The sequence below is a fragment of the Parolsenella catena genome (assembly GCF_003966955.1).
GTDB lineage: Bacteria > Actinomycetota > Coriobacteriia > Coriobacteriales > Atopobiaceae > Parolsenella > Parolsenella catena.
Map to the genome: position 1 here is coordinate 940312 of NZ_AP019367.1, position 22697 is coordinate 963008.

Below are 22697 nucleotides of genomic sequence, written 5' to 3' on the forward strand. Positions count from 1 at the left end.
GGCTAGTCGGTCGTGGCAGTGTCCTGAGCGGTGGCAGCGTCGGTCGTCGTGGCGAGCTGGCCGGTGGTCGTCGTGGCGCCAGAGGCGGAGCCCTGCGACGAGAACGAGAGCGTGACGTCGGAGACCTTCCAGCCGAGGCCGCTGCGAACCATCGTGACCTCATAGGACTGCGAGCCGCCGGAGGCGAGGCTCGAGGTCACGAGAACCGTGGAGGACGCCATGGAGCGGTCGACCCCGGATACGGTGGACGTGGCGCCCGTCGGCATGATGGAAGAGATCTCGTTCTTGGCGTCAGAGGACACGGAATCGGCAAGATAGCCCGAGATGTCCTGACCGGCGGACGCGGCGGAGAAGAAGTCAGACGCGATGGCCTCCTGCGTGGGCCAGCCATAGCCCTTGTAGAAGGCGAAGCCGCCAACGCCGCCAACAGTCACGAGAAGGATGAGGATGGTCAGGAAAACCTTAAGGCCACGGTGGTTGTGCTTGCGCCGGGCCTTGCGGTCGTCCTTGTCGGCGGCCATGAGGTCCTCCTCCGTGACCGAGAAGAAGCCGGTGTCCTCGGGGCTCGGGATGAACTCGCCGGACTTGCCCAGCGGGTCAAGGGGGTCATAGGAGGCAGTCGTGGGACCGAAGCCGTCGTTTGCGGCGAGGTCCGCGGCGCCATAGCCGGTTCCCGCCAGCATCTGCTCAGTCTCGGAGGGAGTCGTGCCCTGCTTGGCTGCGAGGGCCCTCTGCGCGGCCGTGAACGAGACCTGCTGCTCGCCGGTGAGCTGGTAGGTGGGGTCAGACGCCGCCTTAGTGAAGGCGTCTGCGGCCTCGGCGATGCGGTTGGAGGCCATATAGGCAAGGCCAAGCTCGGCGTAGATCTTGGCCTGGCTGTTGTCGCCGGAGAAGTCCAGGGCCGTGCGGTATGCCTCGACGGCGTCATCCGGGCGACCGAGCGACATGAAGCAGCCACCGAGCTTGAGAAGGGCTCCGGACGGGTCCGGGTTGGCCTCGTCGATGGCGGCGCTGCGCCAGGCGGTGCCGGCCTCGAGGGCCTGGCCGCGCTTGGTGTAGAGGTTGCCGAGGGCCTGGTAGGCCTTGTAGGGCGTGGGGTAGGACGGGTCGGAGACCGCAGCCTGGAAGCAGGCCTCGGCCTGGGCGTCGTTGCCGGCGGCCACGAGCGCGCGACCCCTGTTGCAGTTGAGGGCGCCCACGTGACCGTACGCAACGTCTGCGAGGGCCTCGCCGTAGGCCTCGGCGGCCTCGGGGAACATGCCGAGCTTCATGAGCGCGTTGCCGCGAAGGTGGTCGGCCTCGCCGCACGCCTCACCGGCACCCTTGACGCCCGCGAGCGCGGACACCGCGCCAGCCCAGTCACCGCTCTTGTAAGCGGTCTTCGCAAGTTCAAAAGCCTGAGTGTTCAAGATGATCTCCCGTCTACAGGGCGACGTGCTCGATGCGAATCGACTCAATCACGTCTCCGGCACGAAGCTTGCCGATGACGTCGAGGCCCTCGAGCGTCGTGCCAAAGACGGTATACCCGTCATCGAGCATGTGCTGCGGACCAAGGCAGAAGTAGAACTGCGAACCGGCGGAGTCGGGGTTCTGGGAACGGGCCATCGCAAGCGCGCCGTCCACGTGGTTGTTGCGCGGGTTCGTGTCGTACTCGTGCTTGATGCGGTAGCCCGGGCCACCCGTACCAGGCATGCCGTCACGACCGGGGCGCCCCGAGGCAACCTCCTCGGGCGTCATGTCTCGCGTGTTGGGGCAGCCGCCCTGGATGACGAATCCGGGAACGTAGCGGTGGAACTTGAGGTCATCGTAGAAGCCGCTGCCGGCGAGCTCGCAGAAGTTCGCGACGTGGATGGGGGCACCCTCGCCGTCCAGACGAACGCGAATCGTGCCCTTGGACGTCGTGAGAACGGCGACCTCGTCGCCCTTGACTTCGTACTCGGGGGTGTAGAGGGGATCGGGAATGCCGAACATGTGACCTCCAGCAAGGTTGTCGCGCCCAACGGCGCGTCTTGTGCGTACTAACTGACTAATTCTAGCAGTACGTGGCTTGTTTCACACATTCGGCATTCCCGCGGCGCACCTAGCGCTGCTCGGGCTTCCAGGCCTCGTAGTTCTTCTTGAACAGGTTCACGTAGGACTCGGACCCATCGCTCTCGCGGTTGCCGGACATGGGAGACAAGATCTTCTCCCTGTCCGAGGCGGGGTCAGAGCTCTGCGCTGAAAGCTGCCAGGCGCTGTAGATGGCCTCGACGCGATTGCGAAGCCAGCTGGCAAGCGTGGCTACGTTTGCCTTCTGGTCCGCGTAGGTGCCCGTCGTCTGGACGTCAATGCCGGCAATGGTGGAGGCCTCGTTGCTCACGTCGAGCGCAAGCTGCTTGGCATCCTGCTCGCCGGCCGCGCGCTCCTCGGCGCTGCCAGAGACGCCCGTCTCGTCCAGGCGGCTCTCGAGCTCGTCCGCTCGTGACGAGAGGTCTGCGAGCGCCTCGTAGGACGACGTGAGCGAGGAGAACGTGGCCTCGTCGGCAGAGACGACCGTTGAGGCGTCAGTGTTTCCCGAGTCCTGTCCCGCGAGCCTGTCGACCGTCCCCGGGAAGCCCGCCTGAGACGTGTCCGCGGGCGTCGTGGCGCGCGTGTCGGTGAGCGTCGGGTCCCAGGGGTGCGTGATGACGAGGGCCGCCCCGCCGACGACGAGCAGGCTCGCGATGGCAGCCAGCGCAAAGACCTTGGTGTGCGGGAGACGCTCCCTGCCATAAACCCCCTCCACGCGGGGATCAGGCTCCGAGGGGATGGCGCTCTCGATGCGCGGAAGCGTCGAGGTGCGCTCTCGCTCGAGCCTCCGCTCCTCGGCAATCCTGCGGTCAAGCTCGTCGGACGCCTTCGTCCTTGGCGTGGCCGAGACGGGCATGCCGCACTTGGGGCATGTCGGCTCGCCCACGGGGACGAGGGCCCCGCATGAGGGGCACCAGGTGCCCCTCAGCTTAGGCATGACGCGCGTGGCGGAAAGGTTTGCATGGCAGGCGGGACAGACATCGAGGCCATCGGCGATCTCTGAGCCGCAAGAAGGGCACCTCACGAAAGCTCCTCCAGGACATAGGGAAGAATGCCGCCGTTGCGCAGGAACGCGCCCTCGAGCGCGGTGTCAACGCGCACGACGCAGTCGAACGTGACGCGCGTGCCGTCCGCACGCGTGGCCGTCACGGTCGTGCGGGGACGGGCGGGCAGCCCGGCAGCAAGGTCAACGGGTTCGATATCGTAGACCTCCGTCCCATCCAGGCCAAGTGCCGCGGCCCCGCTGCCCTTGGCGAACTCGAGGGGAAGGATGCCCATCTGGACGAGGTTGGACCGGTGGATCCTCTCGAAGCTCTCGGCGATGACGGCGCGCACGCCCAGGAGCAGCGGCCCCTTTGCCGCCCAATCCCGGCTTGAGCCCGAGCCGTACATGCGCCCGGCAACGATAACGAGCGGCACACCAGCCTCGCCATAGCTCTCGGCGGCGTCGAACACGCTCTCGACCTCACCCGACAGCAGATTGCGCGTGACGGGGCCGGGACGGCCGGCGAGCCTGTTGTCGAGCTTGACGTTGGCAAACGTGCCACGTGCCATGCACTCGTGGTTTCCTCGGCGAGAGCCATACGTGTTGAACTCCCCCCTGCTGACGCCCCGCTCGAGAAGATAGCGTGCGCACGGGGAGTCGGGCGAGATGGCACCCGCCGGAGAGATATGGTCGGTCGTCACGAAATCGCCAAACAGGGCAAGCGCGCGGGCACCCTCGACGCCAACGGATCGCTGCGCTCTGGCAATCTCGAAATAGGGCGGGCGGCGCACGTACGTGGAGGACTCGTCCCAGGCAAACGTCGCAGACTCCGAGGACTCGATGGAGCGCCAGGACTGCTCGCCGTCCATGAGCCCAAGCATGCCGCGCTCGTAGACGTCGGGCGTCAGGACCTTGTCGAGAACCGCCTGGACCTCTGCGGACGTGGGCATGATGTCGCGCAGGTAGACGGCCGAACCGTCCGAGGAGATGCCAACGGGATCGCTCGAAAGGTCGACGTCCATCGTTCCCACAAGAGAGTAGGCAACGACGAGCGCCGGCTGGGCCAGGAAGTTCTGGGCAACGTCGGGAGAGATCCTGCCGTCAAAGTTGCGGTTGCCGGACAGAACGCTCGTGAGCTCGACGTCCGTGGCGAGGGGCTTTAGACACGAGAGGATGTCGCCGGAGTTGCCGATGCAGCTCATGCAGCCAAAGCCACACGTGTAGAACCCGATTGCCCTGAGGTCATCGAGAAGGCCGGCACGCTCGAGGATGAGCGAGGCGGCGCGGCTGCCGGGGGCAAGGATGCGCTTGACCCAGGGCTTGGGCTCAAGCCCCGCCTCATGGGCATGCCTGGCCGCGAGGCCCGCAGCGACCATCATCGCCGGATCGGTCGCCGTCGTGCAGCTCGTGATGGCGGCGATGGCAAGCGTGCCGTGACCCAGCTCGTGCCCGCTGCCGTCCTCGCACGTGACGCTCCAGCACTCGCCCATGTCCGAGTGGCCGTGGGCGGCGCTCGAGGTCTCGAAGCGCTCCTTGAGGCCAGAGGGGGTCACGCGGTTATGGGGACGAGAGGGGCCGGCAAGCGAGAGCTCGACACTCGCGAGGTCAAGTTCGATGACGCGGGCATAGCGACGGTCCTCGCGAGAGCCGAACACGCCCTGGGCGCGAGCGTAGGCCTCCACGAACTCGATGTCTGACGCCTCGCGGCCCGTCAGGCGCAGGTAGTCCAGGACGTTCTCGTCGACAGGGAAGAGGGTCGAGGTCGCGCCGTACTCGGGGGTCATGTTGGATACGCAGGCTCGCTGCGTCACCGTGAGCGTGGAGACACCAGGGCCAAACGCCTCGACGAGGCACCCCACGACGCCCTCGGCACGGAGACGCTCCGCCACCGTGAGGGCGAGGTCCATGGCAGAGACGCTGTCACCAAGGCGCCCCGTGAGGCGCAGGCCCACGACCTCGGGAACGCGCATGGAGATGGGCTGTCCAAGCGCAGCGGCCTCGGCCTCGATGCCGCCGACGCCCCAGCCAAGCACACCGATGCCGTTAGCCGTGGGCGTGTGGGAGTCCGTGCCCACGACCGTGTCAAAGCACGCAAGCTCGCCCTCGCCCCGCCACAACGCGTCGGTAGAGACGACCTCGCAGAAGCGCTCGATGTTGAGCTGGTGGCAGATGCCACGTCCGGGCGGGACTATGCGAACGTTGTCAAACGAGCGGCTCGCCCATTTGAGGAACGAGAAGCGCTCGCGGTTGCGGTCCGCCTCGATGGCAAGGTTGTCATCGAGCGCGCTCGCACGCCCCGCGACGTCGGCTGTCACAGAGTGGTCGATGACGAGCGTGCAGGGAATTCGAGGGTTAACGACGCGCGGGTCTCCCCCGCGCTCCACCATGGCGTCACGCATCGCGGCGAAGTCGACGAAGACAGGGACGCCCGTGAAGTCCTGGAACAGGACGCGCGCGGGCATGAACTCGATCTCCTCGCCCGCAGAGCCCTTCCGCGAGGCATCGATGATGCGCGAGGCGGCAAGAACGGCCTGCTCGTCGGTCTGCGCGCGGCGCACCACGTTCTCGAGAAGTACGACGAGGCATGCCGGCAGCTCGTCGGCCCCGGGAATGGCGGACACATCAACGATGCGACGGGATTCGGACCCCGCCGCGAGAGAACGTCCGGAGCGGGCGCTCGCGACAGCGTTAGCAAAGTTGGTTGGATCCATGGTCATTCCGCCTCTCGTCATGGTTCTCGATAGCCTTCATGAAGTTCTCGTAGCCCTCGTCACCCGAGGCAAGCCGGACGCCTCGGTTGAAAAGGACGTTGAATATGACAAGCGAGACTGCCCCAATTGAAGCGATGGAGACCGCCATTGTGGGGTTGAGCGGGGAGATCTCGAAGAATCGCCCGGCAACGGTGCAGCCGAACGTGACGATTCCCACCACGACGGCAAGCATCGCACACCTCAGCGGGTCCAACGGAAGCGAGATCCGGACGATCAGGCAGAAGCCGACGAGGCAGGTGAGCATGACGCAGACGGTTGACACCTCGACGTGAGACAGTCCAAAGCGCTCGAGCACGCCGGACGCCAGGCCCACGGCGAAGATGACCGCGATGGAGCCAGGCATGGAGCGCGCAAGCACGTTGCCCAAGAAGCTGCCGCGAATACGCTCGTGGTTGGGCTGAAGTGCGAGCACGAACGAGGGGAAGCCGATGATGGCAGTGGAGATGAGCGACATCTGAACCGGTTGGAACGGATAGGGCGGGATGAGCGCGCACAGAAGCGCCAGCACGGCCGAGAAGACCGTCTTCACGAGGAACAGCGATGCGGAGCGCTGGAGGTTGTTGATGGAGCGACGCCCCTCCGCGACAACGGCCGGCATATGGGCGAAGTCGTTGTCGACGAGCACGACCTCGGCGACGTTGCGCGCCGCGTCGGAGCCGGAGGCCATGGCGACCGAGCAATCCGCCTCGCGAAGCGCGAGGACGTCGTTCACGCCGTCTCCCGTCATGGCGACGGTATGTCCGGCAAGGCGCAGGGCCTGGACGAGCTCGCGCTTCTGCTGGGGCGTCACGCGCCCGAACACGTGGTAGGTCATGGCGGCCTGCTTGAGGGCCTCCGGCGTCGCGAGCGTCGAGGCGTCGACCCACTTGTCAGCGTCGGGGACGCCCGCCTCGGCGGCGATGCCCGAGACCGTCCTGGGGTCATCGCCGGAGATCACGTTGAGCGTGACGCCCTGGTCGACGAAGTACGCAATCGTCTCGGGCGCGCTCGAGCGGATGTGGTCGGAAAGCGAAAGGATGCCTAGGGGACGGGCAAGTCCGATGAGGCTGCCGTCCTTGTCAAAGCCGTCGCACTCGGCGACGACGAGCGTGCGGGCCCGCTCCCCCGCCTGAGAGAGCGCCTTGGATACGGAGTCGGGGACGCCGTTGGAGAATACGAACTGCGCGGCTCCCATGACGAGCGAGCGACCGTCGGCCAAGACGCATCCGGAGTACTTCCTCGCGCTCGAGAAGCCGATGGCTCGCGCAGGCTCGGGAGCCACGATGCCGACCTCTGCGGCGTGGCGAATGAGCGCCGTGGCCGTCTCGTTGGCGTCATGGGCGCTCGCATGGACGATTGCGGCCGCCGCGAGCTCGACCTCGGAGGAGTCATGGCCGTCCACGCCCACGCTCTTCTCGAAGTCCATGGAGCCCGAGGTGATCGTTCCGGTCTTGTCGAGGCACAGGACGTCCACGCGCGCAAGCATCTCGATGCAGTAGAACTGTTGGATGAGGACGCTCTTTCTCGCAAGCCTCGCCGTGGAGATGGCAAGCACCGAAGAGGTGAGCAGCACGAGACCCTGCGGGATCATGCCCACGAGCGCGGCAACCGTCGTGAGGATGGACTGGTTGATCGTGGAGCCGTCCTGCAGCGTGCGCAGGAACAGCAGGATGCCCACGGGGGCCAGCAGCCACGTGGCCCAGCGGATGATCATGTTGAGCGTGCTCATGATCTCGGACTTGGCGCCCTTGACGTACTTGGCCTTGGCGTTGATGCGCGAGGCATAGCTGTCCGCGCCAACGCGCGTCACGCGCGCGACGATGCAGCCGGAGTCGAGGAAGCTGCCGCTCATGAGCTCGGAACCCTCGATCTTTGTCACGGGTCTGCTCTCGCCTGTGAGCAGGCTCTCGTTGACGCCTGCCTCTCCCCAGACGACCACGGCATCAGCCGGAATCTGGTCGCCACGCGAGAGCACGAGCAGGTCGTCGAGCACGACCTGCTCGTGGGAGACGCAGACGTCACGCCCGTCTCGCCTGATGACGACGGGCCGCTCCGCGAGAATCGAGAGCTTGTCGATGGTCCTCTTGGAGCGAATCTCCTGGAAGACGCCAATGAAGAGGTTGGCGAGCACCACGACGGTGTAGGAGAGGTTTCTCCAGGCCCCCGTGATCGCCACGAGGCCCGCCAGCACGAGGTTCACGCCGTTGAAGAGCGTGAAGGTGTGCTCGGCGACAATCTGGCCCACGGACTTGGTGGTGGGCCCGGCATAGGCGTTCGTGAGGCCGTCGGCAAGGCGCTGGGCCACCTCCTCTGACGAGAGGCCGCGCAGCTCGGGAGCAACTATCTCCTCAAAGTTCTCGTCGCTCAAAGCAACTCCAATCTGGCCGTGCTCGCAGGTGCGAGCGCATGCGAACGTTCATTGTACGGGGTCGAGGCGCCATGAGACGCCTCAAGAAAAGTGCTTACAGAACTGAAACCTACCCAATCCGTGCATTCCGGACTCGAGAGCGACGCCAGTTGCCGTATACTGACCTTCGCAAGCTCTCTTAGCTCAGCTGGATAGAGCGTTCGCCTCCGGAGCGAAAGGTCGCGGGTTCGAATCCCACAGAGAGCACCATTTGCGTAGCCAAGGCCCCAGCGATGGGGCCTTTTTGTTATGCCCACACAGCCGAGGACAGCTCGGATACGAAGCGCCAGGCCCACACCGACCCGCAGAGCATCCTTTAGGTACCCGATTGGAAACAACGCGCTTTGCCGCATGTAGTACCATCAGTCAACTAACTAAAACTCGCGCCAAGTCCGAGTTGCGCTACAAGGGGGAAGCGATGATCGCAGTCGTCAAGGACACGGCAACGCCGGAGCAGGTAGACCATTTCGTGAGCTGGATCGAGGGCAAGGGGCTATCCGCCCACATCTCGAAGGGTGACAACACCACGATCATCGGCCTCGTAGGCGACACAACCCAGGTTGACCCCTACCTCATCGAGGGCATGGACATCATCGAGCGAGTCCAGCGCGTCTCCGAGCCCTTCAAGCGCGCCAACCGCAAGTTCCACCCGCTCGACACGGTCGTGGACTGCGGGCATGGCGTGAAGGTGGGCGGCGGCACGTTCAACGTCATCGCCGGCCCCTGCTCGGTCGAGGGCGACAACCTCATCCGCATCGCCCGCGAGGTCAAGGCTGCCGGCGCCACGATGCTCCGCGGTGGCGCCTATAAGCCCCGCACCTCCCCCTACGCCTACCAGGGCATGGGCGAGAAGGGCCTCGACATCCTGTGCGCGGCCCGAGACGAGCTCGACATGCCCATCGTGACCGAGATAATGGACCCGAGAGACGTCGACAAGTTCCTCTCCCGCAACATCGAGGTCTGGCAGATCGGTGCGCGCAACGCACAGAACTTCCCGCTGCTCAAGGAGGTTGGCAAGACAAAGACGCCGATTCTTCTCAAGCGCGGCATCGCCGGCACCATCGACGAGCTGCTCATGGCAGCCGAGTACATCATGAGCGAGGGCAACCCCAACGTGATCGTCTGCGAGCGCGGCATCCGCACGTTCGAGACGCGAACGAGAAACTCGTTCGACCTCAACGCCATCCCCGTGCTCCACGGCCTCACGCACCTGCCCGTGTGCGCAGACCCGAGTCACGCAACGGGACACACCCGCTACGTGACGCCCATGGCCCTCGCCGCCACCGCCGCCGGCGCCGACTGCCTCGAGATCGAGGTGCACGACGACCCCAAGCATGCATGGTCCGACGGCGCTCAGGCGCTCACGCCCGCGCAGTTCCGCGACGCCATGGCGCGCATCGCCAAGGTGCGCGAGGCCGTAACGATGGAGGTCGAGTAGCGTGGCGAACACGGAGGCGCAAGACCGCACTTCACAGGTGGTCGCGGGCCGCGTGGGCGTCGTGGGCCTTGGCCTCATCGGCGGCTCCATAGCCCGCGCCATGGCGCGAGGCGGCCACGAGGTCTATGCCTTTGACCTCAACGAGGACATCGAGTCCTTCGCAGCCATCGAGACAACGTCGGGGACGCTCACTGACAAGCTCGTGCCCACATGCGAGCTCATCGTGCTCGCGTGCTACCCCAAGGCATGCGTCGACTGGCTGCGTGGCCATGCGGCGCTCGTGAGCCCAGACGCCATCGTCATCGACACGGGCGGCGTCAAGCGCTCGATCTGCGAGCCGTGCTTTGCGATCGCCCGCGAGGCGGGCATCACGTTCGTGGGCTGCCACCCCATGGCGGGAACGCAGTTCTCTGGGTACGCGCACTCGCGCGCCAACATGTTCGCGGGCGCGCCGATGGTCGTCTGCCCTCCTCCGGAGATTCGCGGAGTCGAGTGCCTTGCGCTTGTGGACAGGCTCGAGGGGCTTCTCGCCCCCTGCGGCTTCGATAAGTTCACCGTCACGACGCCCGATCGCCACGACGAGGTCATCGCCTATACCTCCCAGCTTGCGCACGTGGTCTCCAACGCATACGTGAAGAGCCCCACCCTCGCCCTTCGGCAGGGGTTTGCGGCAGGCTCCTACCGAGACCTCACGCGCGTGGCGAGGCTCAACCCCACGATGTGGTGCGAGCTGTTCCTCGATGACGCCGACAACCTCTCCAAAGAGATCGGCACGATCATCGACTCTCTCACCCAGTACAAGGAAGCGCTTGACGCGCACGACGGCGAGAGGCTCATCGAGCTTCTCGCCGAGGGCGACCGCATCAAGCGCGCCGACGAGAAGGAGGCCGAGGTCTAGATGGCAACAGGGCAGCAATCCGGTCACGTTGTGCATGTCAGCACGGCCTCAAGGTCCTATGACGTCCGCGTCGTGCCCGGAATCCTCGACAGCTGCGGCCAGATCGTGAGGAGCAGCGCCGGCGGCGAGAGGGCCTTCATCGTCACGGACACCAACGTCGAACCCCTCTACGCCGCACGCGTCAAGGAATCGCTCGAGCAAGAGGGCTACGTGACGTCTGGCTTCATGTTCAAGGCTGGAGAGGCGTCAAAGCGCGCTGGAACCTGGGCAAGCTGCCTGGAGGCGATGGCCGAGGCCGGCCTCACGAGGGACGACGTTGTCGTGGCGCTCGGAGGCGGCGTGGCCGGCGACCTTGCCGGTTTTGCCGCGGCAAGCTACATGCGCGGATGCTCGGTCGTGCAGGTTCCCACGAGCCTGCTGGCCATGGTCGACTCGTCCGTGGGCGGAAAGACCGCAATAGACCTCGAGGCGGGAAAGAACCTCGCCGGTGCCTTCTGGCAGCCGAGCGCAGTCATCGCAGACCCCTGCTGCCTTAGGACCATCAGCCACGAGCTGCTCACGGACTCCTGCGGCGAGGTCATCAAGCACGGCGTCCTCGCCGACCCCGAGCTGTTCGCGTCGCTCGAGGACAGGCCCATAAACGAGCCCGACTACGAGATGGGCGAGCTCGCCTCCGTCATCGCGCGCAACGTGGAGATCAAGCGAGACGTCGTGGATGCGGACGAGCGGGAACGCGGCCTTAGGCAGACGCTCAACCTTGGGCACACGATCGGCCATGCCATCGAGGCGGCGAGCGATTTCGAGCTCGGTCACGGCACGTGCGTGGCGATCGGCCTCGCGGCCATCGCCAGGGCCTCCGCATCCCTTGGGATTTGCTCGCAAGAGACGGCCCATCGCATCGAGCGCGTCATTGACGCGCACGGCCTCTACACAGACGTCGACCTTCCCCACGAGGAAATCGTGAGACTCGCCATGTCAGACAAGAAGCGTCACGGTGACGGCGTCAACGTCGTCCTTCCGCTTGAGGTCGGCAAGGTCGAGGTGCGGCGCATAAGCATGAGCGAGTTTTCCGCGCTGGTGGACGCAGGCTGCGGGAGCGCATCATGCGGCAAGACCGCCCATCTCACACGCCAGTAATCAAAAAGCACGTCACGAGGAGCTCGTCTGCATGGACGTCACAATCACACCGCACGCCATCGAGGGAAGCGTCGAGGCCATCGCCAGCAAGTCGATGGCCCACAGGCTGCTCATCTGCGCGGCGCTCTGCCCCGGGCCGACGACGATACGCTGCACCACGTCCTCGAAAGACATCGAGGCCACCATCGCCTGCCTCGAGGCCCTCGGAGCCAAAATCGAGCGCAACGGAGACCTGCTCCATGTGACGCCGCTGCCTGGCGCTCCGGCCTCCGACAACATCCGCGTCGGCTCCACGGGCGCGCTGCTCGACTGCGGCGAGTCAGGCTCCACGCTCCGGTTCATGCTGCCCGTGGCATGTGCGCTTGGCTGCGGGGTCTCGCTCACCGGCCACGGTCGCCTCGCCCAGCGTCCGCTCTCCCCCCTCTATGAGGAGCTCATCGCCGGCGGCTGCGACCTCACCGAGCAGGGCGAGTTCCCGCTCCAGACGTCCGGCAGGCTCCGTCCCGGACGCTTTGAGCTGCCGGGCAACGTGAGCTCTCAGTACATCAGCGGACTGCTGCTTGCGGCGCCCTTGCTCGACGGCCCCACCGAGGTGTGCGTCGCCGAGCCCATCGAGAGCCGCCCCTACGTCAACCTCACCACGAGCGCTCTCAAGACGTTCGGCGTGCACGTCGAGGAGGTCCGAGACGTCACCGATAACGGCACGCGCGTCACGCGCTTCCTCGTCTCCCCCGCCACGCCCTACCGCTCCTGCGACAGCGTTACCGTCGAGGGCGACTGGTCCAACGCCGGCTTCTGGCTCGCCGCGGGCGCCCTTGGCAGGGGCGTCTCCGTCACCGGCCTCGACCTCGCGAGCCGTCAGGGGGACCGCTCCATGCTCGCGGCCCTGGCCAAGCTCGGGGCGCGCATCGAGCGCTCGGGCGGCACGGCGAGCGTCTCGAGCGGCGCCCCCACCGCCTGTGAGATGAACGTGTCGGACTTCCCCGACCTCGTGCCGCCACTTGCGGCCGTGGCCGCGCTCGCGCCCGGAACCACGCGCCTCACGGGATGCGGAAGGCTTCGCCTCAAGGAGTCAGACCGCATCGAGACGGTCTGCGCGGGCCTCGCAGCCCTGGGCGCCGACATAACGAGCGAGGGCGATGACATCGTCATCAACGGGCGCGGCTCCCTTGCTGGTGGCGAGGTCGACGCGGCAAACGACCACCGCATCGCCATGATGGCCGCCATAGCCGCGAGCCGCTGCACGGGTGGCGTCACCATTCACGGCGCCGAGTGCGTGCAGAAGTCATACCCCGCGTTCTTTGACGACTACGCCAAGCTTGGCGGCATCGTAGAGGGCACGGTGAGGTAGCCATGGCATCGAGCGTCGGGCACTCCGTGCGCCTCTCCATCTTCGGCCAGTCCCACTCCGAGGCGATCGGCTGTGTCGTCGAGGGACTGCCTGCGGGCATCTCGGTAGACCTTGACGAGCTTCAGGCCTTTCTCGCCCGCCGGGCACCGGGGCGCTCCGACACGTCGACGGCCCGTCGCGAGCCCGACCGACCGCGCATCCTCTCCGGCCTCGTCGACGGCCACACGTGCGGCGCGCCGTTGTCGGCCATCATCGAGAACACGAACACGCGCAGCCAGGACTACGAGGGGCTTCGCCGCGTGCCCCGACCCGGACATGCCGACTACGCCGCCTATGTTCGCTATGGCAACCACCATGACGTCGCCGGCGGCGGCCACTTCTCGGGCCGCCTCACGGCGCCGCTGTGCATTGCCGGCGGCATCGCCCTGCAGGCACTCGAGCAGGCGTTGGGGATTCGCGTCGTAGCCCACATCGCCCAGCTCGGTCCCGAGCGCATCTGCGACGAGCACCTCAATGACATGACCCTCGACCCCTCCCAGGTTGAGGCCATCGGAGCAAACGAGCTGCCCTGCATCAGCACTGGCGCCGCCCGCGCCATGCACGAGGCCGTTCTCGTGGCCAAGTCCAAGCTGGACTCCGTGGGAGGCGTCATCGAGTGCGTTGCCTATGGCATGCCCGCAGGCGTCGGCGACCCGATGTTCGACGGGCTCGAGAACCGCATTGCCCGAATCGCCTACGGTATCCCAGCCGTCAAGGGTGTGGAGTTTGGCGCGGGATTCGGCGCCGCCGCACTTCTCGGCTCGCAGAACAACGACCCCTACCGCATCGAGGACGAGCGCGTCGTGTGTGAGAAGAACGATGCGGGCGGCATCCTGGGCGGAATCTCCACCGGCATGCCCATCGTCTGGAGGGCAGCCGTGAAGCCAACCCCCTCCATCGGCAAGAGGCAGGACAGCGTCGACCTCGGCAGCACGAGCGACGCAGATCTCGTCGTGCACGGCAGGCACGATCCCTGCATCGTCCCGCGCGCCGTCCCGGTGGTTGAGGCGGCATGCGCGCTCGCGCTGCTCGACGCCCTCGTTGACGACGGGGCGCTCCCCACGCCAGCCCCTGCCCCGCTCTCGTCTCACGCCATCTAACACGCATCACCTCGAATACCGTTTGGAGCACCATGGCCGACCTCACAGAGATCCGCACCCGCATAGATGCGATCGACACCCAGATCTGCGACCTGTTCGCCCAACGCATGCAGTGCGCGCACGAGGTGGCCGAGTACAAGCGCGAAAGCGGCAAGCCCATCCTCGACCGCGGTCGCGAGCGCGCCAAGCTCGCCGACGTGGCAACGAAGGTTCCCGAGAAGCTCAGGGACTACTCGCAGGTCCTCTTCAGCCTCATCATGGAAATCTCCCGTTCCGAGCAGAGTGCGGAGCTCAACCACGAGTCCGAGCTCGCCGGAGACATCAGGACGGCCATCGGCGGCACGCCCGCGCTCTTTCCGCAGGACGCCTTCGTGGCCTGCCAGGGAGTCGAGGGGGCCTACTCGCAGCTTGCGGCAGACCGCCTGTTCAAGCGAGCCAAGATAAGCTACTTCGACTCATGGGAGGGCGTGTTTCGCGCCGTCGACGAGGGCTTTTGCAGCTATGGCGTGCTGCCCGTCGAGAACTCCACGGCCGGCACCGTCAACCAGGTCTATGACCTCATGATGCGCCACAACTTCCACATCGTGAGAAGCGTCCGGCTCAAGGTCGATCACAACGTGCTTGCCCTGCCCGGCGCCAAGCTCGACGGCATCAAGGACATCTACAGCCACCAGCAGGCTATTGCCCAGTGCAAGGGCTTCTTGGAGAAGCACCCCGAGATTACGGTTCACGTCTGCGAGAACACCGCCGCAGCTGCCAAGATGGTGGCCGAGAGCGGCCGCGCGGACGTGGCCGCCCTCTCGAGCCGCTCGTGCGCCGAGCTCTACAACCTTGTTGCGCTGGCCCGCAACGTTCAGGACAGCGATGCCAACTACACGCGCTTTGCGTGCATCTCCAAGAACCTCGAGATCTATCCCGGTGCAGACCGCACCTCGCTCATGGTCGTGACGCCCAACGAGCCTGGCAGCCTCTACAAGGTGCTCGCCCGCTTCTACGCGCTCGACGTCAACCTCCTCAAGCTCGAGAGCCGCCCGATCCCCAACTCGGACTTCGACTTCATGTTCTACTTTGACATCGACTGCTCGGTGGCGGCACCCGAGTTCCCCAAACTCATCGCCTCGCTTGATGACGTATGCGAGGAGTACCGCTACCTCGGCAGCTATACGGAGCTGGTGTAGCCATGGGAGAATCCGCAGCGCACTCCCCCGTGACGTATGGCCTTTTGGGCCGCACGCTCAAGCACAGCTGGAGCCCGCAGATCCACGAGCGGCTGGGCACGGTGCCCTACGAGCTCGTGGAGCTCGAGCCCAGCGAGCTTGCCGCCTTCGTCCGCGAGGGAAGCTGGCAAGGGCTCAACTGCACGATTCCCTACAAGCGAGACCTCCTGGGCCTCGTTGACGAGCTGCGTCCCAACGCAAAACGCATAGGCGCGGTCAACACGCTGCTCCACGGGCCGGACGGACGCGTCATCGGCGACAACACCGACCTGTTCGGCTTTGCCTGGATGCTCGGCAGGTTCTGCGAGCGGCACCTCGGCACGCGCGACGCACTGCGCGGGAGCAAGGCTCTCGTGCTCGGCTCGGGCGGAGCGTCAAAGGCGGTCGTGGCTGCCCTCGAGGATGCAGGTGCGACGCCCGTCGTCATCTCCCGCCACGGGACGAACACCTATGAGACCATCCGCGAGCGCCATGCGGATGCGGCGCTCATCGTGAACACGACGCCCGTTGGCATGTATCCAAACTGCCCGGCGTCTCCGCTGCCGGACAAGACGCTAGAGGCGCTACCCGGGATGCGGGGCGTCGTCGACGTCGTCTATAACCCAGAGCGCACGGGCATCATGCTCGATGCCGACAGGCTCCAGATTCCCGTGGAGAGCGGGCTTGCGATGCTTGTGGGCCAGGCATGGCTCTCCAGTTGCATGTGGCAAGGCGTCGAGCTCGATGAGGCGCTCATCGGCTCCATCGAGCGCCAGATCACGCTGCAGTGCAGAAACATCGCACTCATCGGCATGCCGGGAAGCGGAAAGACGAGCGCCGGGCGCAACCTCGCCGAGCTCACCGGCCGCACCTTCGTGGACATGGACGTCGACTTTGCCCGGCGCTATGGCAAGACGCCCGCCAAGGTCATTCAGGACGCGGGCGAGCAAGCCTTCCGAAAGATGGAGACGGCTGCGCTCGCCGAGGTCGCCAAGGGAAGCAACCTCGTCGTATCATGCGGCGGGGGCGTTGTCACAAGACCAGAGAACCTGCCGCTTCTCAGGCAGAACTCCTCGGTGGTCATGATCGACCGCAAGCTCGAGGAGCTCTCCAGCAGGGGCAGACCGCTCTCGCAGCAACGAGGCGTGGCGGCGCTGGCCGAGGAGCGCATGCCCCTCTACCGCGCCTGGGCAGATCTTGTCGTCGCCTGCACGGGATCGGCACGGGGAGACGCCCTGGAGATTATGCGAAGGCTTGGCCTCTAGGCTCCGTTCGGTGCCCGTCTAAGCGCGTCCACGAATTTCTCGGCCCGCCGGGTCAGAAAGCATGCGAGTCTAAAATATCACTACGAATTTGATCGACGAGGCACAGGCGCATCGCCTCAAGAAGGGATAGCACCATGGAGTACCGGGAAGTCGCGAGCAAGATTCTTGCCGCAGTGGGCGGCAGCGACAACGTCACGAGCGTCATGACGTGCCTCACGCGTCTGAGACTCACGCTGACGAGCCCGGATGCGGTCAAGTCCGACGAGCTCAAGGAAATCAAGGGCGTGCTGGGGACCGTGCGCCGCGGACACGACGGAATCGAGGTCGTGCTGGGCCCGGCATCGATTGAGGGCGTGTCCCGGGAGTTCTCGCTTCAATCCGGAGTTGGCGTGAGCGGCCCCTCCATGGCACCGAAGAGCCCGATGGGCGCTCTGGCAGACGCCCCCGAGAAGATCGAGGCCGAGGATAGGCGGCCCGAGCCCAAGAAGCAGGACCACATCGTCATCACTCCCGGACGCAGGAGCTCCTACCGCGCCCAGCAGCGCGCCGCCATCAACGACGAACGCCTGGGCAAGGAGGACATGGACGCGCTACGGGCCTTCCTGGACGAGGGGACGAAGGCCGCCGCTTCCGCAAAGCCGGAGAAGGGCGGCAAGTCCGTCCTTGTCATCAACGGACCGAACATAAACATGCTCGGCATCCGCGAGCCGAGCATCTATGGCAAGGCCGACTACGCGGCGCTCGTCCGCACGTGCAAGGCTGCCGCGGCCGAGGCTGGGTTCTCGGGCATTCGCTGCTTCCAGAGCAACCATGAGGGAGCCATCGTCGACGAGATCCAGGCGGCACTTGGAACCTATGACGGCATCGTCATGAACCCGGCCGCCTACACGCACACCTCCGTCGCCATCCTCGACGCCCTGAAGGCGGTGTCCCTCCCCTGCGTGGAGGTTCACATCTCCCGCGTCGAGGACCGTGAGGACTTCCGCCAGGTCTCATACGTGCGCCAGGCCTGCTTCGAGACCATCACCGGCATGGGGCTCGAGGGCTATCGCAAGGCCATTCTCGACCTCGCCGCGCGCCTGGGGATGTAGCGTACAGGCACTCGCCCGTCGCCGGCTTTCCATAAGGCGCCCGCACACAAAACGAGGCTATCGGCACGCGCGAACGCATTTTTTGCCGATAACCTCGTTTTTCGTGCACATTTAGCGCCCAAGAAGCCCGATAGCCTCAAATTCCGTGCAGCACATTACATCGCATGTGTGCCAAACACGGGGCCGTCGCTCCACAGGCAAATCTGACCCGTCTCGCGAGTCTTGGCAAGGTCGATGAGACGCTGGTTGGCAGAGCCGCGGAAGCGCAGCGTGATGTCCTTCTCGGCCTCGATGAAGGGGCCGTCAACGAGCACGTCGATGCAGTCGAGCAGCGCGTCTGTCACGCCCTCGACGTAGCGTCTGCCGCCTGGGACAAGGTCTCGGTCGTAGACGTAGCCCGTGTAGCACCAGACGTCCTTCTCGGGAAGCTCGCGAATGACGAGCTCGCACAGCGCGAGAAGCTCGGACTGATGCTCGGGCTCCATGGGGTCCCCGCCCAGAAGCGAGAGTCCCCGCACATAGGAGGGCCGAAGGCTCTCGACGATCTCATCGGCGGTCTCGCGCGTGAAGGGCAGCCCGTACGAGAAGTCCTGCGCCTCACCATTGAAGCATCCCGGGCATTGGACGCGGCAGCCCGATACGAACAGTGACGTCCTCACGCCCACGCCGTTGGCGATATCGCAGTACTTGATGGCTCCATAGTTCATCGGGCTTGGGCCCTCCTTGCATAAAAAGCCCCGGGCACGCCAGGCGCATCCGGGGCAAGGGGTTCCTACAGGTGCAGCACGCGGTCGCGGATCTCCTCGGTACGGCCCTGGTTCCAGAACTGCGTACCGATGTAGCCGCACGTGCGACGGGCAACGTTGAGCTTGGACTGGTCGCGGTTGCCGCAGTGCGGGCACTCCCAGACGAGCTTGCCGTCGTCCTCGACGATCTTGATCTCTCCGTCATAGCCGCACACCTGGCAGTAGTCGCTCTTGGTGTTGAGCTCGGCATACATGATGTTGTCGTAGATGTAGTGCAGCACGCTCATGACGGCCTCGAGGTTGTCCTGCATGTTGGGAACCTCGACGTAGGAGATGGCACCACCCGGCGAGAGGCGCTGGAACTCGCTCTCGAACTTGAGCTTGGTGAAGGCGTCGATGTTCTCGCGGACGTTGACGTGATAGCTGTTCGTGATGTAGCCGTGGTCCGTGATGCCCTCGATGACGCCGAAGCGGCGCTGCAGGCACTTGGCGAACTTGTAGGTTGTGGACTCGAGAGGCGTGCCATAGATGGAGTAGTCGATGTTCTCGGCGCGCTTCCACTCGTTGCACTTGTCGTTCATCTTCTGCATGACGGACAGCGCGAACGGCGTGGCCTCGGGATCGGTGTGGGAGTGACCCGTCATGTACTTGACGCACTCGTACAGACCGGCGTAGCCCAGGCTGATCGTGGAGTAGCCGCCATAGAGCAGGGGGTCGATCTTGGCACCCTTGGGAAGGCGCGCGAGGGCGCCGTACTGCCACAGGATGGGCGCGGCATCGGACAGCGTGCCCTTCAGGCGCTCGTGGCGGCAGCGCAGCGCCTTGTGGCACAGCTCGAGGCGCTCCTCGAAGATCTGCCAGAACTTGTCGACGTCGCCGCCGGAGGACAGCGCCACGTCGGGCAGGTTGATCGTGACGACGCCCTGGTTGAAGCGGCCGTAGTACTTGGGCTTGCTCGGGTCATAGTTCTTGGCCTGGGCGACGTTGTCAAAGCCGTTGCCCGAGCGGTCGGGCGTCAGGAAGCTACGGCAGCCCATGCAGGTGTAGCAGTCGCCGTTGCCAGCCGTCTCGCCCTTGGAGAGCTTGAGCTCGCGCATCTTCTTCTCGGAGATGTAGTCGGGCACCATGCGCTTGGCCGTGCACTTGGCGGCAAGCTCGGTGAGGTAGTAGTACTTCTGGCCCGGCTCGATGTTGTCGTCCTCGAGCACGTAGATGAGCTTGGGGAACGCGGGCGTGATCCAGACGCCGGCCTCGTTCTTGACGCCCTCGTAGCGCTGGCGCAGCGTCTCCTTGATGATGAGGGCGAGGTCATGCTTCTCCTGGGCGGTGCGCGCCTCGTTGAGGTACATGAACACCGTGACGAACGGCGCCTGGCCGTTCGTGGTCATGAGGGTGACGACCTGGTACTGGATGGTCTGGACGCCGCGACGGATCTCATCGAGGAGGCGGTTCTCCACCACGGTGCGCACCTTCTCCTCGGAGGCCTCGACGCCAAGCTCGGACAGCTCGGCCATGACCTCGCGACGAATCTTCTGACGGCTCACCTCGACGAACGGGGCAAGGTGCGTGAGCGAGATGGACTGACCGCCGTACTGCGACGACGCCACCTGGGCGATGATCTGCGTTGCGATGTTGCAGGCCGTCGAGAAGCTGTGCGGTTTCTCGATGAGCGTGCCGGAGATGACGGTGCCGTTCTGGAGCATGTCCTCGAGGTTCACGAGGTCGCAGTTGTGCATGTGCTGGGCGTAGTAGTCCGAGTCGTGGAAGTGGATGATGCCCTCGTTATGTGCCTCGACGACGTCCTCGGGCAGCAGCATGCGCATCGTGAGGTCCTTGGAGACCTCGCCGGCCATGTAGTCACGCTGCACGGAGTTGACCGTGGGGTTCTTGTTGGAGTTCTCCTGCTTGACCTCTTCGTTGTTGCACTCGATGAGCGAGAGGATCTTGTCGTCAGTCGTGTTGTTCTGGCGCTTGAGGCCCTGGATGTAGCGATACGTGATGTAGTTGCGAGCCACGGAGAATGCGCCCTTGGCCATGATCTGGTCCTCGACCATGTCCTGGACTTCCTCGACCGTCACGGTGTGGCCGCAGGCCGCGGCCTCGGCCTCGACCGCGTCGCCCGCGTCAACGACCTGCTCATGGGTGAGGCGCTGCTCGAGCGGCACGGTGATGTTGGCGCGCTCGATCGCCGAGACGATCTTGTTGACGTCAAACGTTACCTCTGAGCCGTTGCGCTTCACGATCTTCATGTGCCGTCTCCTCTGGTATACGCACCGCGCCCGGCACAACGCTCGCCGGACGCGTCTGAGCTTCGAGAAATCTGCGCCACGAGGGCGCGTCGCGCTATAGATACTAGGCGAACCGTCTGGCAATTCCAGTCTTGACATTCTTCCAGAGAGTGCCAGCGCACACAATACACATGGTAAACAGTGCCGCATGACCACAACATATTGTGCATATGCTCTATATGAGCAGCAAAGCCGCAGGTAGGCGCCGTTCGACCGGAACCCATGCTTGTCGTACCATAGCGGGGTCACATTCTATGCTCGCGCAAGGCGGGCAGAGCTAGGGGCCGATCGCCCGCATAGGAGGAACACATGCCCAACGAGGGAAGCTACGAGGTCGCCCAGCGCCGCAGCGATGCCATCCGAGCAGACCTACCCGAGAACCCCGGCAACTACACCATGCTCACCGGAGACAGGCCGACGGGACGCCTGCACCTGGGCCACTACTTTGGCACGCTCAAGGGCCGCGTGGAGCTCCAGAACATGGGCGTCCGCACGAACGTGCTCATCGCCGACTACCAGGTCATCACCGACCGCGACACGACCGACCACATCCAGGACAACGTCTACAACATGGTCATGGACTACCTTGCCTGCGGCATCGACCCGGACAAGACCATGATCTACACGCACTCGGCCGTGCCGGCGGCAAACCAGCTCATGCTGCCGTTCCTCTCCCTCGTCTCCGAGGCCGAGCTCCAGCGCAACCCCACGGTGAAGGCAGAGATGGAGGCAAGCGGACACGAGCTCACGGGCCTTCTGCTCACCTACCCGGTGCACCAGGCGTGTGACATCCTGTTCTGCAAGGGCAACGTGGTGCCGGTCGGCCGCGACCAGCTTCCCCACATCGAGCTCACGCGACTCATCGCGCGCAAGTTCAACAATCGCTATGGCAAGGTTTTCCCCGAGGTCGACGCCCTGCTCTCCGACACGCCGTTGCTGCCGGGCCTCGACGGCCGCAAGATGAGCAAATCCTACGGCAACGCCATCTCCATCTCCATGACGCCCGAGGAGACGGCCAAGCGCATCAAGAAGAGCCAGACGGACGGCGAGCGCATGATCACGTTCGACCCCGAGAACCGTCCCGGCGTCTCGGGCCTTCTCTCCACCGCAGCCATCTGCACCGGTCGCGACCCCAGAGAGATTGCGGACGAGATTGGCATGGGAGGCTCAGGAGCGCTCAAGAAGTACACGACCGAGGCCGTCAACAATCGCTTCGCCGAGATTCGCGAGCGCAGGCACGCCTACGAGAACGACCTCGACTACGTGAAGGAAGTCCTGCACGAGGGCAACCGCCGCGCCAACGAAATCGCGAACGCCACCCTCGCCGAGGTCCGCGAGGCCATGGGAATGGTGTATTAGGCCCATCCACTTGCAAACGGATTCACTTGCAAGGCTAGAAGGAATACATGTACGAAGGGCCCCGGTGGGGTATGTCGGATGCGAGTTCTTCGCGAATGCGAAGCTGTTCGAGCAGACGGCATGCCCCGCCGGGGCCCTATCGATGAGTTCCTAGTTGAACTTATCCGAGAACAGGACGCGCTCGACGATCTCGCAGGCGTCCTGGATGCAGCCGGGGCAGCTGCGCAGCATCCCGTGGTCGCAGTTGATGCCCTTGAGCTCGTGACAGGAGGTGGCGCCGTTCTTCTCGGCAAATGCGCTCACGATCTGCTCGGAGAGCTTGTAGCTCTCACGCTTGCTCGCGGGCTTCTCGAGGTTGACGTCGCTCGTGACAAGCCCGGCAAGGTAAACGGCACCAGAGATGGCGCCGCACGTGCCATCCATGCCACCCATGCCACGGCCGAACGCCTCCATGCCACGGAAGGCCACCGCCTCGTCAACGCCAGCGAGGTCGCAATAAGTGCAGGCGACGGCCTGGGCGCAGTTGTAGCCCCTTCGGTGCAGCTCGTCCGCGCGCGCGATTCTCGACTCCATGTCCCTCTCCCCTTCTTACGTGCCA

At 65.1% G+C, this 22697-nt stretch carries 17 protein-coding genes and 1 tRNA gene; 10 read left to right on the top strand and 8 right to left on the bottom strand.

The features are described from left to right. Positions 1 to 2: 2 nt before the first annotated feature. The 5 genes from Pcatena_RS04355 to Pcatena_RS04375 form a co-directional block, all read right to left on the bottom strand. Positions 3 to 1409: a tetratricopeptide repeat protein gene (locus Pcatena_RS04355; RefSeq protein ID WP_126421958.1), complete on the bottom strand. Its 1407-nt coding sequence runs from the start codon at positions 1407 to 1409 to the stop codon at positions 3 to 5. A gap of 13 nt (positions 1410 to 1422) precedes the next feature. Continuing rightward, on the bottom strand, positions 1423 to 1971 hold the full coding sequence (locus Pcatena_RS04360; RefSeq protein ID WP_126421961.1) for a peptidylprolyl isomerase: 549 nt from the start codon (positions 1969 to 1971) through the stop codon (positions 1423 to 1425). Between the two features lie 109 nt (positions 1972 to 2080). After that, positions 2081 to 3073, bottom strand: a complete 993-nt coding sequence (locus Pcatena_RS04365; RefSeq protein WP_126421963.1) for a zinc ribbon domain-containing protein — start codon at positions 3071 to 3073, stop codon at positions 2081 to 2083. Beyond that, positions 3070 to 5745: an aconitate hydratase AcnA gene (gene acnA, locus Pcatena_RS04370; RefSeq protein WP_232619825.1), complete on the bottom strand. Its 2676-nt coding sequence runs from the start codon at positions 5743 to 5745 to the stop codon at positions 3070 to 3072. Before acnA ends, Pcatena_RS04365 begins: the two co-directional genes overlap by 4 nt. Continuing rightward, the gene (locus Pcatena_RS04375) at positions 5723 to 8152 is read right to left on the bottom strand and encodes an HAD-IC family P-type ATPase (RefSeq protein ID WP_126421967.1); all 2430 of its coding nucleotides are present in this window, start codon (positions 8150 to 8152) and stop codon (positions 5723 to 5725) included. Before Pcatena_RS04375 ends, acnA begins: the two co-directional genes overlap by 23 nt. Before the next feature lie 172 nt (positions 8153 to 8324). Between Pcatena_RS04375 and Pcatena_RS04380 the strand changes: the two genes are divergently transcribed. The 9 genes from Pcatena_RS04380 to Pcatena_RS04420 all read left to right on the top strand — a co-directional run bounded on the left by Pcatena_RS04380 (position 8325) and on the right by Pcatena_RS04420 (position 17706). Next, positions 8325 to 8401 (top strand) — tRNA-Arg (locus Pcatena_RS04380). 208 nt (positions 8402 to 8609) lie between these two features. Next, a complete protein-coding gene (gene aroF / locus Pcatena_RS04385) occupies positions 8610 to 9629 on the top strand; it encodes a 3-deoxy-7-phosphoheptulonate synthase (RefSeq protein ID WP_126421969.1) in 1020 nt (339 codons plus the stop codon). A 1-nt stretch (position 9630) separates the two neighbouring features. Continuing rightward, the gene (locus tag Pcatena_RS04390; RefSeq protein ID WP_126421971.1) at positions 9631 to 10527 is read left to right on the top strand and encodes a prephenate dehydrogenase; all 897 of its coding nucleotides are present in this window, start codon (positions 9631 to 9633) and stop codon (positions 10525 to 10527) included. After that, positions 10528 to 11664 (top strand): 3-dehydroquinate synthase, encoded by a 1137-nt coding sequence (gene aroB / locus Pcatena_RS04395; RefSeq protein WP_126421973.1) that lies wholly within the window; start codon positions 10528 to 10530, stop codon positions 11662 to 11664. Between the two features lie 31 nt (positions 11665 to 11695). Beyond that, positions 11696 to 13015, top strand: coding sequence for a 3-phosphoshikimate 1-carboxyvinyltransferase (gene aroA / locus Pcatena_RS04400; protein ID WP_126421975.1), 1320 nt, complete (start codon positions 11696 to 11698; stop codon positions 13013 to 13015). 2 nt (positions 13016 to 13017) lie between these two features. Beyond that, positions 13018 to 14154: a chorismate synthase gene (gene aroC / locus Pcatena_RS04405; RefSeq protein WP_126421977.1), complete on the top strand. Its 1137-nt coding sequence runs from the start codon at positions 13018 to 13020 to the stop codon at positions 14152 to 14154. Positions 14155 to 14186: 32 nt separating this feature from the next. Continuing rightward, positions 14187 to 15332, top strand: coding sequence for a bifunctional chorismate mutase/prephenate dehydratase (locus tag Pcatena_RS04410; RefSeq protein ID WP_126421979.1), 1146 nt, complete (start codon positions 14187 to 14189; stop codon positions 15330 to 15332). 2 nt (positions 15333 to 15334) lie between these two features. Next, on the top strand, positions 15335 to 16615 hold the full coding sequence (locus Pcatena_RS04415; RefSeq protein WP_126421981.1) for a shikimate kinase: 1281 nt from the start codon (positions 15335 to 15337) through the stop codon (positions 16613 to 16615). Between the two features lie 134 nt (positions 16616 to 16749). Next, entirely contained in the window at positions 16750 to 17706 is a 957-nt protein-coding gene (locus Pcatena_RS04420; protein WP_126421983.1) for a type II 3-dehydroquinate dehydratase, read from the top strand. A gap of 155 nt (positions 17707 to 17861) precedes the next feature. Here the strand turns inward: Pcatena_RS04420 and nrdG are convergent, their stop codons facing one another. After that, on the bottom strand, positions 17862 to 18413 hold the full coding sequence (nrdG, locus tag Pcatena_RS04425; RefSeq protein ID WP_126421985.1) for an anaerobic ribonucleoside-triphosphate reductase activating protein: 552 nt from the start codon (positions 18411 to 18413) through the stop codon (positions 17862 to 17864). A 65-nt stretch (positions 18414 to 18478) separates the two neighbouring features. Then, complete coding sequence (gene nrdD, locus Pcatena_RS04430; RefSeq protein ID WP_126421987.1) at positions 18479 to 20701, bottom strand: anaerobic ribonucleoside-triphosphate reductase; 2223 nt, start codon at positions 20699 to 20701, stop codon at positions 18479 to 18481. A gap of 348 nt (positions 20702 to 21049) precedes the next feature. On the opposite strand from nrdD, the gene trpS reads away from it, so the two are divergent. Continuing rightward, positions 21050 to 22099, top strand: coding sequence for a tryptophan--tRNA ligase (gene trpS, locus Pcatena_RS04435; protein WP_126421989.1), 1050 nt, complete (start codon positions 21050 to 21052; stop codon positions 22097 to 22099). A 150-nt stretch (positions 22100 to 22249) separates the two neighbouring features. On the opposite strand, the gene Pcatena_RS04440 is transcribed toward trpS, so the two are convergent. Further along, positions 22250 to 22672: a C-GCAxxG-C-C family protein gene (locus Pcatena_RS04440; protein WP_126421991.1), complete on the bottom strand. Its 423-nt coding sequence runs from the start codon at positions 22670 to 22672 to the stop codon at positions 22250 to 22252. Positions 22673 to 22697: the final 25 nt, after the last annotated feature.

Excerpts from the sequence above, each read along its gene's own strand:
- Pcatena_RS04360 (WP_126421961.1), bottom strand. The coding sequence starts at position 1,971 with ATGTTCGGCATTCCCGATCCCCTCTACACCCCCGAGTACGAAGTCAAG.
- Pcatena_RS04415 (WP_126421981.1), top strand. The coding sequence starts at position 15,335 with ATGGGAGAATCCGCAGCGCACTCCCCCGTGACGTATGGCCTTTTGGGC.
- trpS (WP_126421989.1), top strand. The coding sequence starts at position 21,050 with ATGCCCAACGAGGGAAGCTACGAGGTCGCCCAGCGCCGCAGCGATGCC.
- nrdD (WP_126421987.1), bottom strand. The coding sequence starts at position 20,701 with ATGAAGATCGTGAAGCGCAACGGCTCAGAGGTAACGTTTGACGTCAAC.
- Pcatena_RS04420 (WP_126421983.1), top strand. The coding sequence starts at position 16,750 with ATGGAGTACCGGGAAGTCGCGAGCAAGATTCTTGCCGCAGTGGGCGGC.
- nrdG (WP_126421985.1), bottom strand. The coding sequence starts at position 18,413 with ATGAACTATGGAGCCATCAAGTACTGCGATATCGCCAACGGCGTGGGC.
- aroC (WP_126421977.1), top strand. The coding sequence starts at position 13,018 with ATGGCATCGAGCGTCGGGCACTCCGTGCGCCTCTCCATCTTCGGCCAG.
- aroF (WP_126421969.1), top strand. The coding sequence starts at position 8,610 with ATGATCGCAGTCGTCAAGGACACGGCAACGCCGGAGCAGGTAGACCAT.
- aroB (WP_126421973.1), top strand. The coding sequence starts at position 10,528 with ATGGCAACAGGGCAGCAATCCGGTCACGTTGTGCATGTCAGCACGGCC.
- acnA (WP_232619825.1), bottom strand. The coding sequence starts at position 5,745 with ATGGATCCAACCAACTTTGCTAACGCTGTCGCGAGCGCCCGCTCCGGA.
- Pcatena_RS04410 (WP_126421979.1), top strand. The coding sequence starts at position 14,187 with ATGGCCGACCTCACAGAGATCCGCACCCGCATAGATGCGATCGACACC.
- Pcatena_RS04440 (WP_126421991.1), bottom strand. The coding sequence starts at position 22,672 with ATGGAGTCGAGAATCGCGCGCGCGGACGAGCTGCACCGAAGGGGCTAC.
- aroA (WP_126421975.1), top strand. The coding sequence starts at position 11,696 with ATGGACGTCACAATCACACCGCACGCCATCGAGGGAAGCGTCGAGGCC.